The sequence below is a fragment of the Thalassobius vesicularis genome (assembly GCF_004799325.1).
Lineage (GTDB): Bacteria > Pseudomonadota > Alphaproteobacteria > Rhodobacterales > Rhodobacteraceae > Thalassobius > Thalassobius vesicularis.
The window spans coordinates 60,804-75,570 of the sequence record NZ_SSMD01000001.1 but is presented as its reverse complement, the minus strand read 5'-3'; the positions used below and the strand labels follow the sequence as shown (position 1 = coordinate 75,570).

At 63.3% G+C, this 14,767-nt stretch carries 15 protein-coding genes; 11 read left to right on the top strand and 4 right to left on the bottom strand.

Annotated elements, in window-relative coordinates; all coding sequences use genetic code 11:
• The first annotated feature begins 167 nt into the window (after nt 1-167).
• From sdhC to E7681_RS00310, 10 genes are all read left to right on the top strand, one after another.
• A complete protein-coding gene (gene sdhC, locus E7681_RS00350; protein ID WP_136337272.1) occupies nt 168-551 on the top strand; it encodes a succinate dehydrogenase, cytochrome b556 subunit in 384 nt (127 codons plus the stop codon).
• A 10-nt stretch (nt 552-561) separates the two neighbouring features.
• Nucleotides 562-933, top strand: a complete 372-nt coding sequence (sdhD, locus tag E7681_RS00345; RefSeq protein WP_136337271.1) for a succinate dehydrogenase, hydrophobic membrane anchor protein — start codon at nt 562-564, stop codon at nt 931-933.
• 12 nt (nt 934-945) lie between these two features.
• Nucleotides 946-2,751 carry a succinate dehydrogenase flavoprotein subunit gene (sdhA, locus tag E7681_RS00340; protein ID WP_136337270.1) on the top strand — a complete coding sequence of 602 codons (1,806 nt, stop codon included), beginning with the start codon at nt 946-948 and terminating at the stop codon, nt 2,749-2,751.
• Nucleotides 2,752-2,862: 111 nt separating this feature from the next.
• Complete coding sequence (locus E7681_RS00335; protein ID WP_136337269.1) at nt 2,863-3,567, top strand: hypothetical protein; 705 nt, start codon at nt 2,863-2,865, stop codon at nt 3,565-3,567.
• Entirely contained in the window at nt 3,564-4,364 is an 801-nt protein-coding gene (locus tag E7681_RS00330) for a hypothetical protein (RefSeq protein ID WP_136337268.1), read from the top strand. The genes E7681_RS00335 and E7681_RS00330 overlap by 4 nt, the downstream gene beginning before the upstream one ends.
• A gap of 33 nt (nt 4,365-4,397) precedes the next feature.
• Entirely contained in the window at nt 4,398-5,177 is a 780-nt protein-coding gene (locus tag E7681_RS00325; protein WP_136337267.1) for a succinate dehydrogenase iron-sulfur subunit, read from the top strand.
• A gap of 178 nt (nt 5,178-5,355) precedes the next feature.
• Nucleotides 5,356-5,499, top strand: a complete 144-nt coding sequence (locus E7681_RS18755) for a hypothetical protein (RefSeq protein WP_168733125.1) — start codon at nt 5,356-5,358, stop codon at nt 5,497-5,499.
• 75 nt (nt 5,500-5,574) lie between these two features.
• Nucleotides 5,575-7,215 carry an FAD-binding dehydrogenase gene (locus E7681_RS00320; protein WP_136337266.1) on the top strand — a complete coding sequence of 547 codons (1,641 nt, stop codon included), beginning with the start codon at nt 5,575-5,577 and terminating at the stop codon, nt 7,213-7,215.
• 32 nt (nt 7,216-7,247) lie between these two features.
• Nucleotides 7,248-7,460 (top strand): hypothetical protein, encoded by a 213-nt coding sequence (locus tag E7681_RS00315; RefSeq protein WP_136337265.1) that lies wholly within the window; start codon nt 7,248-7,250, stop codon nt 7,458-7,460.
• Between the two features lie 7 nt (nt 7,461-7,467).
• Nucleotides 7,468-8,310, top strand: a complete 843-nt coding sequence (locus E7681_RS00310; protein ID WP_136337264.1) for an urea carboxylase-associated family protein — start codon at nt 7,468-7,470, stop codon at nt 8,308-8,310.
• Between the two features lie 54 nt (nt 8,311-8,364).
• On the opposite strand, the gene E7681_RS00305 is transcribed toward E7681_RS00310, so the two are convergent.
• The 4 genes from E7681_RS00305 to E7681_RS00290 form a co-directional block, all read right to left on the bottom strand.
• Entirely contained in the window at nt 8,365-9,690 is a 1,326-nt protein-coding gene (locus E7681_RS00305) for a serine hydroxymethyltransferase (RefSeq protein ID WP_136337263.1), read from the bottom strand.
• Nucleotides 9,691-9,703: 13 nt separating this feature from the next.
• Nucleotides 9,704-10,408 (bottom strand): purine-nucleoside phosphorylase, encoded by a 705-nt coding sequence (gene deoD / locus E7681_RS00300; protein WP_136337262.1) that lies wholly within the window; start codon nt 10,406-10,408, stop codon nt 9,704-9,706.
• Nucleotides 10,409-10,458: 50 nt separating this feature from the next.
• A complete protein-coding gene (locus tag E7681_RS00295; protein ID WP_136337261.1) occupies nt 10,459-10,899 on the bottom strand; it encodes a GNAT family N-acetyltransferase in 441 nt (146 codons plus the stop codon).
• A gap of 92 nt (nt 10,900-10,991) precedes the next feature.
• Entirely contained in the window at nt 10,992-12,959 is a 1,968-nt protein-coding gene (locus tag E7681_RS00290) for a protein meaA (protein ID WP_136337260.1), read from the bottom strand.
• Nucleotides 12,960-13,454: 495 nt separating this feature from the next.
• On the opposite strand from E7681_RS00290, the gene ccrA reads away from it, so the two are divergent.
• Complete coding sequence (gene ccrA / locus E7681_RS00285) at nt 13,455-14,744, top strand: crotonyl-CoA carboxylase/reductase (RefSeq protein WP_136337259.1); 1,290 nt, start codon at nt 13,455-13,457, stop codon at nt 14,742-14,744.
• Nucleotides 14,745-14,767 lie beyond the last annotated feature (23 nt).

Here is a 14,767-nt window from a genome sequence, read left to right as displayed (position 1 = left end):
CCTTATGATTGGTTTTGTGATCACGCATAGGAATGCTGTGATCACAACGCGTCTCTTTTCTAACGTTTTCGTGAAATTTGCTGCCGCCGGGGCATCCGTTGCGCGTGACAAATCGGAAAAAACGGCTATTAAAGCGGGCAAGCAAGGGAACCCTGAAAGGATCTGATATGGCCGATGTGAAACGGGTCGAGCGCCCTCTTTCGCCGCATCTTCAAATCTATCGCCCCCAGCTGACCTCGTTCACCTCCATCCTGACGCGGATCACCGGCAATGCGCTGATCGTTTCTGCGATGCTGGTCGTGTGGTGGCTGCTGGCGGCTGCAACCTCTGAGGCATATTTCGACATCGCGAACGCGGTGCTGACCTCGTGGTTTGGCGATATCGTCTTCACCCTGTCGGCCCTGGGCGTGTGGTATCACTACCTGGCCGGTCTGCGTCACCTGTATTACGACGCCGGCAAGGGCCTGGACATCCCCACCGCCGAGAAACTCGGCTGGGCCTGTCTGATCGGATCGGTCGTTCTGACCGTCCTGACCATCGTGATCGTGTAAGGAGACCGACATGCGTTACCTGACCGCACGCAAGCGCGCCGAAGGCAAGGGCGCCGCACATACCGGCACCGAACATCATTGGTACATGCAAGTCAGCGCCGTCGGCCTGGCCTTTCTGGTGCCGCTGTTCGTGTACATCTTCGGCAGCGCCCTAGGTGGCAGCCATGCCGATGTGATCGCCGTTTTCTCGCGTCCGATCCCGGCCATCCTGACCGGTATGACCCTGGTCGTGGCCATGCGCCACTTCGCCAAGGGCGCGCAGATGATGATCGAAGACTACGCGCACGGGACCAGCAAAAAGATGGCGATCATGTTCGTCATCGGCCTGTCCTATGTCCTGATCGCCGTGGGCCTGTTCGCCCTGGCCAAGATCGCGCTGTAAGGAAGAAGAACAATGGCATCTTACGAATACGAAGTTCACGAATACGACGTGGTCGTGGTGGGCGCCGGTGGCGCTGGCCTGCGCGCGACGCTGGGCATGGCCGAGCAAGGCCTGCGCACCGCTTGCGTCACCAAGGTTTTCCCGACCCGCTCGCACACCGTTGCGGCGCAGGGCGGTATCGCCGCCTCGCTGGCGAACATGGGCCCGGACAACTGGCAGTGGCACATGTTCGACACCGTCAAGGGCTCGGACTGGCTGGGTGACACCGACGCGATGGAATACCTTGCGCGTGAGGCCCCCAAGGCCGTCTACGAGCTGGAGCATTACGGCGTTCCGTTCTCGCGGACCCAAGAAGGCAAGATCTACCAGCGTCCGTTCGGTGGCCACACCACCGAATTCGGTGACGGCCCGCCCGTGCAGCGTACCTGCGCCGCGGCTGACCGCACCGGCCACGCCATCCTGCACACGCTGTATGGCCAGTCGCTGAAAAACAACGCCGAGTTCTACATCGAATACTTCGCCATCGACCTGGTCATGTCCGAGGACGGCCAGTGCCAGGGCGTGGTGTGCTGGAAACTCGACGACGGCACCTTCCACGTGTTCAACGCCAAGATGGTCGTTCTGGCCACCGGCGGCTATGGCCGTGCCTATTTCTCGGCCACCTCGGCCCATACCTGCACCGGCGACGGTGGCGGCATGGTCGCGCGGGCCGGTCTGGCGCTGCAGGACATGGAATTCGTGCAGTTCCACCCCACCGGGATCTACGGCTCGGGCTGTCTGATCACCGAGGGTGCGCGCGGCGAAGGCGGTTACCTGACCAACAGCCAGGGCGAACGCTTCATGGAGCGTTACGCACCCCACTACAAGGATCTGGCCCCGCGTGACTACGTGTCCCGCTGCATGACCATGGAAATCCGCGAAGGCCGCGGCGTGGGCGAGCATGGCGATCACATCCACCTGAACCTGTCGCACCTGCCCGCCGAAGCACTGGCAGAGCGTCTGCCGGGCATCTCGGAATCGGCCAAGATTTTCGCCGGTGTGAACGTGACCAAGGAACCGATCCCGGTTCTGCCGACCGTTCACTACAACATGGGCGGCATTCCCACCAACTACTGGGGCGAAGTGCTGAACCCGACCGCCGAGAACCCGACCGGCGTCGTTCCGGGCCTGATGGCCGTGGGCGAAGCGGGCTGTGCCTCGGTGCACGGTGCGAACCGTCTGGGCTCGAACTCGCTGATCGACCTGGTGGTCTTTGGCCGCGCCGCCGCGATCCGCGCCGGCAAGGTTGTGAACCCCGAGGCGCCGAACCCGGTTCTGAACCAGGCGTCCGTGGACAAGGCATTCGACCGTTTCGATGGCCTGCGCCACGCCAAGGGCGGCATCGCGACCGCAGACCTGCGTCTGGAAATGCAGCGCACCATGCAGGCCGACGCTGCCGTGTTCCGCACCGACAAGACCCTGGCCGAAGGCGTCGTGAAAATGACCGCCATCGCCGCCAAGCTGGATGACCTGAAGGTCACCGACCGCAGCCTGGTCTGGAACAGCGACCTGATGGAAACGCTGGAACTGACCAACCTGATGCCGAACGCGCTGGCCACCATCGTGGGTGCCGAAGCGCGCAAGGAATCGCGCGGTGCACACGCTTCGGAAGACCACACCACCCGTGACGATCAGAACTGGCGTGTCCACACCGTCAGCCGCGTCGAGGGCAACAAGGTCGACCTCAGCTACCGTCCGGTCATCCTGGACCCGCTGACCACCGAAGCCGAAGGCGGCATCAGCCTGGCCAAAATCGCGCCCAAGGCGCGGACGTTCTAAGGGGCGTCCCGCACCATGCCCATGGCTCCTGCCATAAGCCACGCAAACGCGCCGCGGATCATCTGGCATTTCGGTTTTCAGAAAACCGGAACCACCGCGGCGCAATGGCTTATGCGTGCGAACCGGGCGCGGTTGCGGGATCGCGTCACCCTTTTCCCGCGGGGGCGCCTGACGGCGGCCCTGCGCACCACCGCGATGACCTATCTGCGCGAGCGGACCGAGGCGGCGAAAACCGCCTTCCAGGCCGAGCTGCGCAAGATCGCCGATGCGGTGCTGGGGGCCGGTGCGCCGGTCGCCATCGTCTCTGACGAAAACGTGCTGGGCCTGCGTGTGCAGGACGAAACCGGCCTGATCTTCGACCATGCCGCGGCGATCCTGCCCGTGGTCGAGGCTGCCGATCTGCCCGCGCGTTCCGAGTTTCATTTCACCACCCGCGATGCCGGGGCCTGGCTGCGCAGCGCGCATAACCAAGAGGTCAAGCAGCTGGGCTGTACCGTCGCCTATGCCGACTGGCCTGCCGCCGCGCTGAACGTGGACTGGCCCGCGCTACAGGCGCGTTTGGCCGCCGTGACCGCCTCGCCGGTGATCTTCCGCGACATGGCGGACGGCAACCAGCCGATGGGCGCCGCCCTGCTGCGCGCCGCTGGCATCGACGCCGACACCATCGCCGCGCTGGACATCCCCGACCGCCGCAACGAAAGCCTGACCCCGGCCGCGCTGGAGTTCATGCTGGAGGTCAACCGCGCCGGCCTGAAGCGCCGCGACGTGGGCATCATCCGTGACATCGTCACCGGCAACATGGGGGTGTTCAAATGACCGCCCTTGCCATGCAGCCGATGACCGCCCCGCGCATCCTGTGCGTCGGCACCCATCACAAGACGGGCACGATCTGGATGCAGCAGGTGTTCAAGGCGCTGTCCACCGCGCTGAACCTGCCGAAATTCTCGATGTGGAAGCGCGCCGTCAAACGCCTGCCCGCTGAGGGCCGCGTTCTGGGCACCAACTGGGATTCGGCCTTCCCGGACGAGCTGTTCGCCCGCGACGACGTCCTGTTCCTGCACATCATCCGCGATCCGCGCGACGTGCTGCTGTCCGGCGCGCGCTATCACGAAACCGCCCCCGCCTCGAAAGAGGACTGGCTGCACGAACCGCGGCCCGAATTCGGCGGGATGACCTACCAGCAAAAGCTGCTCTCGATCCCCGATGCCGACGACCGCATCCTGTTCGAGATGGAGCACAAGCACGCCGACACCCTGCGCCAAATGCGGGCCTGGGATTATTCCCGCGCCAACAGCATCGAATGGCAGTACGAGGCGCTGATCGCAGATACCGACTGCACGCAATTCCGCGATGCCCTGACCCGCTTTGGCCTGAGCGCCGAGCAGGTGGAAAAGGGCACCCGCGCGTTCTGGGAAAACTCGCTGTTCGGCGGCATGGCCGATCCCGCGCAGCGCAAGACCGTTGTGGCCGGTCACGTCAATTCGGGCGTGGCGCGGCAATGGCCCGGAAAGATGTCGCCTCGTGTGGGGCGCGCCTATCTGGACCGTTTTGGTGACGATCTGATTGCACTTGGATACGAGACAGACAAAAACTGGCTTGGGGCCCTACGGTAACCCCAAGGCCGATGCCGATCGAAAGGTAAGAACATGGTACAATTCACCCTACCCAAGAACTCGAAAATCAAGACCGGCAAGACCTGGCCGAAGCCCGAAGGCGCGACCAATGTCCGCAAATTCCAGATCTACCGCTGGAGCCCGGAAGACGGTGAAAACCCCCGTGTGGACACCTATTTCCTGGACATGGACAAGTGTGGCCCGATGGTTCTGGACGCGCTGATCAAGATCAAGAACGAGATCGACCCCACCCTGACCTTCCGCCGGTCCTGCCGCGAAGGCATCTGCGGGTCCTGCGCGATGAACATCGATGGCATCAACACGCTGGCCTGTATCTACGGCATGGACGAAATCAAGGGCGACGTGAAGATCTACCCGCTGCCCCACATGCCCGTGGTCAAGGACTTGATCCCCGACCTGACCCACTTCTACGCGCAGCATGCCTCGATCATGCCGTGGCTGGAAACCAAGACCAACCGCCCCGCAAAAGAGTGGAAGCAGTCGATCGAAGACCGCAAGAAACTGGACGGCCTGTATGAATGCGTGATGTGCGCGTCGTGCTCGACCTCGTGCCCCAGCTACTGGTGGAACTCCGACCGTTACCTCGGCCCGGCCGCGCTGCTGCACGCCTACCGCTGGATCATCGACAGCCGCGACGAAGCCACCGGCGAGCGTCTGGACAACCTCGAAGATCCGTTCAAGCTGTACCGCTGCCACACCATCATGAACTGCGCCAAGACCTGCCCCAAGGGTCTGAACCCGGCCAAGGCGATTGCCGAGATCAAGCGCATGATGGTCAACCGCGCCGTCTGATATTTCCGGTTGCACCGGTTTGCAAAGGCCCGCCTCTGGCGGGCCTTTCGCTATGTTGACGCTGGGAAAATCTGCAAATGCTGCATAGCAGAAATTCTGCATTGGGGGATGTCGCGGCGCGGAAAATCCCTATTTTCCGCCGTAGGGAGGCTGACTGTAAAACGACACGAGGCACCCGATGTCCAACACCGACAAGACCCGCGCCCAGCAAGCTCTGGCCGTTCTGGAACAGGCTTACGCCTACTACACCCCCGCGCCGTACATCGCCGCGAAGAAAGACGCAGAACCCGCCGAGTATATCGAGTACGCCGTCGCCGCCTGATCGCGGCTTACGCGAGGTTCCATTTGGCGCAAATCGCGCCGCGATTTAGCCTTCCCCAAACGGGAGGGCTTTTTCATGTCGGACGTCATCGTGATTGGCGCCGGGTTGGCGGGTATGGTCGCCGCTTGCGAGGCGGCAAGCCGGGGCCGCAAGGTCGCCCTGCTGGACCAGGAAGGGCCGCAATCAATGGGCGGGCAGGCGTTCTGGTCGCTGGGCGGGCTGTTCATGGTCGACACGCCTGAACAGCGCCGCATGGGCATCCGTGACAGCGCCGATCTGGCCCTGTCCGACTGGCTGGGTAGCGCCCAGTTCGACCGCCCGGAAGACGCCAACCCCCGCAAGGTCGCCGAGGCCTATATCGACTTCGCTGCTGGCGAGATGCGCAGTTGGCTCCGCGCGCTGGGGATGCGCTGGTTCCCCGTTGTCGGCTGGGCCGAACGCGGCGGCGCGCAGGCGCATGGGCATGGCAACTCGGTTCCGCGGTTCCACGTCACTTGGGGCACCGGGCCGGGCGTGGTGGCCGCGTTCGAACACCAACTGCGCACCCATGTCGAGCAGGGCCGCATCACCCTGCATTTCCGCCACCGCGTCACCGACCTGATCGTCGAGCACGGCATCGTCACCGGCGTCACCGGCCAGGTTCTGATCCCCGACACCGCCGAGCGCGGCAAACCCACCAGCCGCGCCGTCGCCTCGGATTTCACGCTGCGGGCGGGGGCGGTCATCGTCACCTCGGGCGGGATCGGCGGCGATCACCAGATGGTCCGCGCGCAATGGCCGGTGGACCGGCTGGGCCCGCCGCCGCAACGCATGGTCGCCGGGGTGCCCGCCTATGTCGACGGCCAGATGCAGCAGGTCGCCCATCAGGCCGGCGCCGCGATCATCAACCCCGACCGCATGTGGCACTACACCGAAGGGCTGGCCAACTGGGATCCGATCTGGCCGAACCACGGTATCCGCATCCTGCCCGGCCCCTCGTCCCTGTGGTTCGACGCGCTTGGCCAGCGGATGGAGGCGCCCTTCTTGCCCGGTTTCGACACGCTGGGCACGCTGAAACGCATCCTCTCGACCGGCCATGAACACAGCTGGTTCATCCTGACCCAGAAGATCATCGAAAAGGAATTCGCCCTCTCCGGGTCCGAGCAGAACCCCGATCTGACCTCGGGCAAGTGGTCCGCCGTGTTGCGCGCGCGGCTGGCTGGAAAAGGTGCCCCCGCCCCGGTCGAGGCGTTCAAACAGCACGGCGAGGATTTCGTTGTCGCCGAAACGCTCGAGGCGCTGGTCGCGGGCATGAACCGCCTGACCCCCGACACGCCGCTGGATCTGGCCGACCTGCGCCGCCAGATCCGCGCCCGCGACAGCCAGCTGACCAACCCCTTTGCCAAGGACGCCCAGATCAACGCGATCCGCGAGGCCCGAAACTATCGCGGGGACAAGCTGATCCGCACCGCGCGCCCCCACGCGATCCTGGACCCCGCCAACGGACCGCTGATCGCCGTGCGCCTGAACATCCTGACTCGCAAATCGCTGGGCGGGCTGCACACCGATCCCACTGGTCAGGTCCTGCGCGCCGACGGCAGTGCCTTTCATGGCCTGTTCGCGGCCGGAGAGGTCGCGGGTTTCGGCGGTGGCGGCTATCACGGCTACAACGCGCTCGAAGGCACCTTCCTCGGCGGCTGCATCTTCTCGGGACGGGCGGCGGGACGCGCCGTTTGACAAGGCCGCGCAGTCGCGTCACAGCTTGACCCATGCACATTCTTATTGGCCTGATCGTGGCCTTCCTTCTGGTCCTGCTGCTGACCAACCGCAAAACCCGCAACTGCCGTTGGCGCGCCAATCGCCGGGCAGACACGGACGGGCGCGCGGCCTGGCATTGCGTCACCTGCGGGGCGCAAAGCTTCACCACGGACGGTAAGGCTCCGCAAACCTGCCACGCCGAAACCCCACCCCCAACGCTCTGAGGTAGCCATGACCGAACCCGCCGATGCCGCCGCCCGCCGGGCCATTGCCCCGGTGATCTGCTACCCGAACGAGACGCTGCCCACGCCGCCGCTGGGCCTGTACCGCGCCGCCCGCGCCACCGCGACCAAGATCGACGAGGTTCTGGCCCCCCCGCGTGAGGCCGCCGCCTTTCGCGTGCCTGCCGGCCACTTCTTTCGCATCTCCAGCATCGAGGGGCCGCAGGTTGGCGACCTGAACCTGTGGAACGCGCATGACCTGACCGAGCGGTTCTTTTCCGGTAAGACCCGCGCCTTGCATGGCACCCATCTGACCACCGGCCAGCGCATGTGGTCCAGCTTTCCCAACCTGCGCCCGATGGCGACGATCATCGACGACACGCTGTCATGGTACGGCATCGACGCGTTCGGCGGCTCGGTCCACGATGTGATCGGCACGCGCTGCGATCCGTATACCCACGCGCTGCTGTCCGGCGGGCAGTATCACCACTGCTGTCACTCCAACCTGACGCGCGCACTGGCGGATGCGACAGGCCTGTCCCTGACCCAAGCCGAACCGCATGTCCACGACGTGCTGAACGTCTTCATGTGCACCGGCTTTACCCGCGACACCGGCCAGTACTTCATGAAGGCGAGCCCCGTGCGCCCCGGTGATTACCTTGAATTCTTCGCCGAGATCGACCTTCTGGGTGCGTTGTCGGCCTGTCCGGGGGGCGACTGCTCCTCCGAACACTCCTCCGACGCGGCGGCGTGTCATCCGCTGCTGATCGAGGTCTTTGCCCCGCAGCCGGGTGCCCTGGGCGACTGGGCATCGCCACCGGTGAGCGGATACGACCGTAGCCACGGTCGGTGAATTGAGCGTCAGGTTTCATCCGGGAATCGTACGACCGAACGGATGAAGACTTCGTTAAGCGCCGGTGATGAAATGCAGCCGGTCAAATTGTTTGCGGTACTCAGATACCTCGGTGGCCAGCGACTCTGGCGCGTTTGATCGTAGCGCAGCCGCGATCAGGCGGGCCAACTCGGGCATATCCGCAGGGGTCATGCCCCAGCGCACCAGCTCGGGCGTGCCAATGCGCAACCCATTGAGATCGTTTGGAACCTCGGCAATCGGCAACCCGATCCCGCAGGCCAGAAAGCCCGCCTTCTCCAACGTTTTCGAGGCCGTCTGCCCGCCGCCGAACGCCGCTGCTTCGATGGCGAACTGGTGCGACTGCGTGGCCCCGCGATCCGCCGCGAAAACCGGGATGTTCAACGCCGAAAGCGCCCCCGCCAGCGCCTGCGCGGTCGCAATCATGCATTCCGCATAAGCCCCGCCATGATCCCGCCAGTCCAGCATCGCCACGGCAAGGGCGGCCGATTTGGACACGTCGAAATTCGCAGTCATGCCGGGAAATGCAATCGAATCCAACGACTTAGCGATCTCTGGGGCGTCCGTGACGATCAGGCCCGAGGGCGGCCCGCCCAGCGATTTATAGGTGCTCATCGTCATCAGATGCGCCCCTTCGGTCAGCGGATTTGGCCAAGCACCACCCGCGATGATCCCGCATTGGTGGGCCGCGTCGAACAGCACATAGGCGCCCACATCGTCCGCGATCGCGCGAATGTCCGCGATGGGATGGGGGAACAAGTTCAGGCTGCCTCCGATCGTGATCACGCGCGGGCGCAATTCGTTGGCAAGCCGCGAAAGCTCTTTCAGATCGACGGTATAGCCGTCCGCATCGACCGGGGCAGGGACGCTGTGCAGCCCGTACAACCCCGCACATCCGGCAGCGTGATGGGTCACGTGGCCGCCGATTTCAGAGGGCGGTGCGATGATCGTGTCGCCCGGTTTGGTCAACGCCATGAAGGCGTAGAGGTTGGCAATCGCGCCCGACGGCACCCGAATTTCCGCATACTTGGCCCCGAACACCTCGGCACACAGTTCGGCGGCGATAATCTCTATCTTTTCAATGGCCTGAAGGCCCATTTCGTATTTGTCGCCGGGGTAGCCCAGCGACGGCCGCGTGCCCAGACCCGAGGCCAGCAGCGCCTCGGCGCGGGGGTTCATCACGTTGGTCGCGGGGTTCAGGTTGAAGCAGCGTTTTTCGTGAATCTCGCGGTTTTTCTTGGCCAGCCCCTCGATCATGTCCAGCACGTCGGCGCTGGCGGAATGGGCGACCTCCTCGGCGACCTCGTGCACGAAGGCTTCGATGTTCTCGGCGACCCAAGAGCGCGGGATGAGGCTGTGCATGATGTTGACTCCGTTAGGAAAACGCGGCGTGCAGGGCGATTTCGACCATGTCCCCGAACGAGCGTTCGCGGTCCGCGCTTGGCAGGGCTTCGTGGGTGATCAGGTGGTCGGAAACCGTCAGCACGGCCAACGCGCGCACCCCGTAACGGGCCGCCAGATTGTAGAGCTCGGCCGCCTCCATCTCGACCCCAAGAATGCCGTGGCGGATCATTTGTTCGTTCAGATCGGGGCGTTCGTCATAGAACACGTCGGACGAGTAGATGCCGCCGACATGGCAAGAAATCCCTTTGGTTTCAGCCGCTTCTGCCGCCGCGCGCAACAAAGACCAGTCCGCGCAGGGGGCGAAATTCAGCTCTTTGAAAATCCCGCGCGACGGGGTGGACAGCGACGAGGCGGTCATCGCCAGGATCACGTCGCGGATGTTCACCTTGGTCTGCATCCCCCCGCACGATCCGATCCGGATCAGCGTTTTCGCCCCGAAATCCCGGATCAGTTCGTTGACGTAGATCGACAGCGAGGGCATCCCCATGCCAGAGCCGTGGATCGTGACCGGGTGGCCGTTCCAGGTGCCGGTGAAGCCCAGCATCCCCCTGACTTCATTGACTAATTTTATGTCTTTCAAGAACGTCTCGGCGGCCCATTTGGCGCGGTAGGGATCGCCCGGCAACAAGACCGTTTCCGCGATTTCGCCGGGTTTGGCACCGATATGGATGGTCATGCTGATGTCCTTGTTCAGGGAATATTAAGAGAAGCGACCGTAGCCTGCCCCTAGCGTTGATATTTGATGAAAGGGGTCACATGGGCAATCCGGTCGTACAGTTGGCGCGCCGTTGCGTTGAACTCTTGCGTCAGCCAGTACACGGTTGGTGTGCCGTTTTTGTCTGCGAAATCATAGACTTTCTCGATCAGCGCGCGACCGATGCCTTGGCCGCGCACGGTCGGGTCTGCGTAAAGATCTTGCAGGTAAACCACATCTTCGACGCGCCAATTGTGCGGATGCGTGATGTAATGCACCAGGCCCACGGCCCGCCCGTCCAGCACGGCCAGGAAAGCGTTCTGATCCGGATGATCCGCTGACAAAAGGCGGGCAAAGGTGGTTTGATAGACCTCCTCGGCGACCGAGCTTTCGTAAAATTCCAGATAGGCGGTCCACAGGCGGCGCCAATCGGCTTGGTCTTCTGGGCGAAGGGGGCGGATATCCAGCGTCATGCGGCAATTCCCTTGGGTGTTTCGCCGCCAGAATGCAGAACCGCCCGCGGCATGGCAACCACGGGCGGCGTGTCAGAGGTATTCTTGCCAGATTACTCTGCGGCAGCTTTCTGGGGATCGACCAGCGCCACGATGTCCATCATGATCGTGTTCAGCTCGAAATCCTTGGGGGTGTAGACCTTGGCCACGCCCATCGCCAGCAGGCGCTTGCCGTCTTCGTCGGGGATGATCCCGCCGACGACGACCGGGATATGGCCCAGGCCAGCGGCGCGCATGCGGTTCATCAGGTCCTCGACCAGCGGAATGTGCGAGCCGGACAGGATCGACAGGCCAACCACGTGGGCGTCCTCGTCCTGCGCTGCCTTGACGATTTCCTCGGGCGTCAGGCGGATGCCTTCGTACGAGATATCCATGCCGCAATCGCGGGCGCGGAAGGCGATCTGCTCGGCCCCGTTCGAGTGGCCATCCAGGCCCGGTTTGCCGACCAGGAACTTCAGGCGGCGGCCCAGGCGGTCCGACACAGCGTCGACGGCGGTGCGGATGTTGTCCAGCCCTTCGGTCTTGTTCGAGACCGATTTCGAAACACCGGTCGGGCCGCGATATTCACCGTGCACGACACGCATCTGTGCGGCCCATTCACCGGTGGTGACTCCGGCCTTGGCGCACTGGATCGAGGCGGGCATGACGTTTTCGCCCTTTTGCGATGCGTCACGCAGCGCGGCCAGCGCCGCGTCAACGGCGGCCTGATCCCGGCTGGCGCGCCATTCGTTCAGGCGGCCGATCTGCTCGGCTTCGACGGCCGGATCGACGACCATGATGCCACCGTCACCGGCGGTCAGCGGCGAGGATTCGCCCTCGATCCAACGGTTTACGCCGACGACGACGGTCTCGTTCTTCTCGATCCGGTTCAAGCGCTCGGCGTTCGAATCCACCAGGCGCGACTTCATGTATTCGATCGAGGCCACGGCCCCGCCCATCGAATCCAGGTTGGCCAGCTCGTGGCGCGCGCCCTCTTTCAGGGCGGCGACCTTGCGGTCAACGGCGGGGTTGCCGTCGAACAGGTCTTCGTATTCCAGCAGGTCGGTTTCGTAGGCCATGATCTGCTGCATCCGCAGCGACCATTGCTGATCCCACGGACGCGGCAGGCCCAGGGCTTCGTTCCAGGCGGGCAGCTGCACGGCGCGTGCGCGGGCCTTTTTCGACAGGGTCACGGCCAGCATCTCGATCAGGATGCGGTAGACGTTGTTTTCCGGCTGCTGCTCGGTCAGACCCAAGGAGTTCACCTGCACGCCATAACGGAAACGGCGGTGTTTCGGGTCGGTGACGCCATAGCGCTCCAGGCAGATTTCGTCCCACAGCTCGACGAAGGCGCGCATTTTGCACATCTCGGTCACGAAGCGGATGCCCGCGTTCACGAAGAACGAAATGCGCGCCACCATCGGGCCGAAATCTTCGGCGGGGACGCGGGGTTTCAGCTCGTCCAGCACGGCGATTGCGGTCGCCAGCGCAAAGGCCAGTTCCTGCTCGGGCGTCGCGCCGGCCTCTTGCAGATGGTAGGAACACACGTTCATCGGGTTCCATTTCGGCACGCTGGTATAGCAATACTCGGCCACGTCGGCGATCATCTTAAGCGACGGTTTCGGCGGGCAGATATAGGTGCCGCGCGACAGGTATTCCTTGATCAGGTCGTTCTGCACGGTGCCCTGCAGCTTGGTCACGTCGGCGCCCTGTTCCTCGGCCACGGCGATGTACAGCGACAGCAGCCAGGGCGCGGTCGCGTTAATCGTCATCGAGGTGTTCATCTGTTCCAGCGGGATCTCGTCGAACAGCGCGCGCATGTCGCCCAGGTGGCAGACGGGCACGCCGACCTTGCCGACCTCGCCACGTGCCAGCACGTGATCCGAATCATAGCCGGTCTGGGTCGGCAGATCGAAGGCCACGGACAGGCCGGTCTGGCCCTTGGACAGGTTGCTGCGATACAGGGCGTTCGAGGCCTTGGCGGTCGAATGGCCTGCATAGGTGCGGAACAGCCAGGGGCGATCTTTCTTGGTCTCGGTCATGTCGGCCTCGTGAATCAAGTTTGGCAATAATCTTGCGTCCGGGTGTTGATACTTGGAATTTCGTGTCGCTGTCAATTCGCCGCGTTGCGGCATATCCGTGCGAGGGGTGGATTGCCCGCTGCACAGGCGCTGGACGGGGCCAAAGTGCCGCGGATGACCGTATTTCGGACGATTCCGAAATCCCGGCTGCGCGCGTGGTCACTATACTATAGTCTGATCCTGTCCGATGCGATGTGCTGCGGGCCTGATGCAGGACAGCAACGTCCCGTCTGCATGACGCCACGGCAGCGAAATCAGCGCATATGGCTTATGCTGCGCCAAACAAACATCTTTTTCGCAAATGCAGCATGATCTGCCTGAAATTTCTGCATTCGCTCGGTCATAAAATTACAAAAAAGTCTTAATTGCGATTGCATTGTTGCGCGGCCACAATTATCTCAAACTCATGACGCCGCGATTCTGCACTGCGGCAAGAGACGACAGATGGAGGCTTGGATGGCTTTGGACACCAATACGGGCATTGCACCCTACGAGGCGCCCGAAAAAGACCTGTACGAGATCGGTGAAATGCCGCCGCTGGGTTACGTTCCCAAGAAAATGTATGCTTGGGCGATCCGCCGCGAGCGTCACGGCGAGCCGGACAAATCGTTCCAGGTCGAAGTCGTGGACACCTGGCAAATCGACAGCCACGAAGTGCTGGTTCTGGTGATGGCAGCCGGTGTGAACTACAACGGCGTCTGGGCCGGTCTGGGCGTTCCGATCAGCCCCTTCGACGGCCACAAGCAGCCCTACCACATCGCCGGTTCGGATGCCTCGGGCATCGTCTGGGCCGTGGGTGACAAGGTCAAGAACTGGAAAGTCGGTGACGAGGTCGTCATCCACTGTAACCAGGACGACGGCGACGACGAAGAATGCAACGGCGGCGACCCGATGTTCTCGCCCAGCCAGCGGATCTGGGGCTACGAAACCCATGACGGTTCGTTCGCTCAGTTCACCCGTGTGCAGGCGCAGCAGCTGATGCCGCGTCCCAAGCACCTGACCTGGGAAGAGTCGGCCTGCTACACGCTGACCCTGGCGACTGCGTACCGCATGCTGTTCGGCCACCACCCGCATGAACTGAAGCCCGGCCAGAACGTTCTGGTTTGGGGCGCGTCGGGCGGCCTGGGTTCCTACGCGATCCAGCTGGCGAACACCGCCGGTGCCAACGCGATCGGCGTGATCTCGGACGAATCCAAGCGTGATTTCGTGATGGCACAGGGTGCCAAGGGCGTGATCAACCGTTCGGACTTCAAATGCTGGGGCCAGCTGCCCAAGGTGAACTCGCCCGAGTATAACGAGTGGCTGAAAGAGGCCCGCAAGTTCGGCAAGGCGATCTGGGACATCACCGGCAAGGGCGTGAGCGTTGACATGGTCTTCGAACACCCCGGCGAGGCGACCTTCCCGGTGTCGACCCTGATCGTGAAAAAAGGCGGGATCGTCGTGATCTGCGCCGGCACCTCGGGTTTCAACTGCACCTTCGACGTGCGCTACATGTGGATGCACCAGAAGCGTCTGCAGGGCTCGCACTTTGCGAACCTGAAGCAGGCCGCCTCGGCGAACCGCCTGATGATCGAGCGTCGTCTGGACCCGTGCATGTCCGAAGTTTTCACCTGGGACGAAATTCCCAGCGCACACATGAAGATGCTGCGCAACCAGCACAAGCCCGGCAACATGGCCGTGCTGGTTCAGGCCCCGACCACCGGCCTGCGCACCGTCGAGGACGTCCTGGAAGCCGGCAAGAAATAATCCGCGTTTTGCCGCTGACGGAT

What these genes read in the sequence shown, in the direction of transcription:
- sdhC (WP_136337272.1), top strand. Translation starts at nt 168, where the DNA reads ATGGCCGATGTGAAACGGGTCGAGCGCCCTCTTTCGCCGCATCTTCAA.
- sdhD (WP_136337271.1), top strand. Translation starts at nt 562, where the DNA reads ATGCGTTACCTGACCGCACGCAAGCGCGCCGAAGGCAAGGGCGCCGCA.
- sdhA (WP_136337270.1), top strand. Translation starts at nt 946, where the DNA reads ATGGCATCTTACGAATACGAAGTTCACGAATACGACGTGGTCGTGGTG.
- E7681_RS00335 (WP_136337269.1), top strand. Translation starts at nt 2,863, where the DNA reads ATGCGTGCGAACCGGGCGCGGTTGCGGGATCGCGTCACCCTTTTCCCG.
- E7681_RS00330 (WP_136337268.1), top strand. Translation starts at nt 3,564, where the DNA reads ATGACCGCCCTTGCCATGCAGCCGATGACCGCCCCGCGCATCCTGTGC.
- E7681_RS00325 (WP_136337267.1), top strand. Translation starts at nt 4,398, where the DNA reads ATGGTACAATTCACCCTACCCAAGAACTCGAAAATCAAGACCGGCAAG.
- E7681_RS18755 (WP_168733125.1), top strand. Translation starts at nt 5,356, where the DNA reads ATGTCCAACACCGACAAGACCCGCGCCCAGCAAGCTCTGGCCGTTCTG.
- E7681_RS00320 (WP_136337266.1), top strand. Translation starts at nt 5,575, where the DNA reads ATGTCGGACGTCATCGTGATTGGCGCCGGGTTGGCGGGTATGGTCGCC.
- E7681_RS00315 (WP_136337265.1), top strand. Translation starts at nt 7,248, where the DNA reads ATGCACATTCTTATTGGCCTGATCGTGGCCTTCCTTCTGGTCCTGCTG.
- E7681_RS00310 (WP_136337264.1), top strand. Translation starts at nt 7,468, where the DNA reads ATGACCGAACCCGCCGATGCCGCCGCCCGCCGGGCCATTGCCCCGGTG.
- E7681_RS00305 (WP_136337263.1), bottom strand. Translation starts at nt 9,690, where the DNA reads ATGCACAGCCTCATCCCGCGCTCTTGGGTCGCCGAGAACATCGAAGCC.
- deoD (WP_136337262.1), bottom strand. Translation starts at nt 10,408, where the DNA reads ATGACCATCCATATCGGTGCCAAACCCGGCGAAATCGCGGAAACGGTC.
- E7681_RS00295 (WP_136337261.1), bottom strand. Translation starts at nt 10,899, where the DNA reads ATGACGCTGGATATCCGCCCCCTTCGCCCAGAAGACCAAGCCGATTGG.
- E7681_RS00290 (WP_136337260.1), bottom strand. Translation starts at nt 12,959, where the DNA reads ATGACCGAGACCAAGAAAGATCGCCCCTGGCTGTTCCGCACCTATGCA.
- ccrA (WP_136337259.1), top strand. Translation starts at nt 13,455, where the DNA reads ATGGCTTTGGACACCAATACGGGCATTGCACCCTACGAGGCGCCCGAA.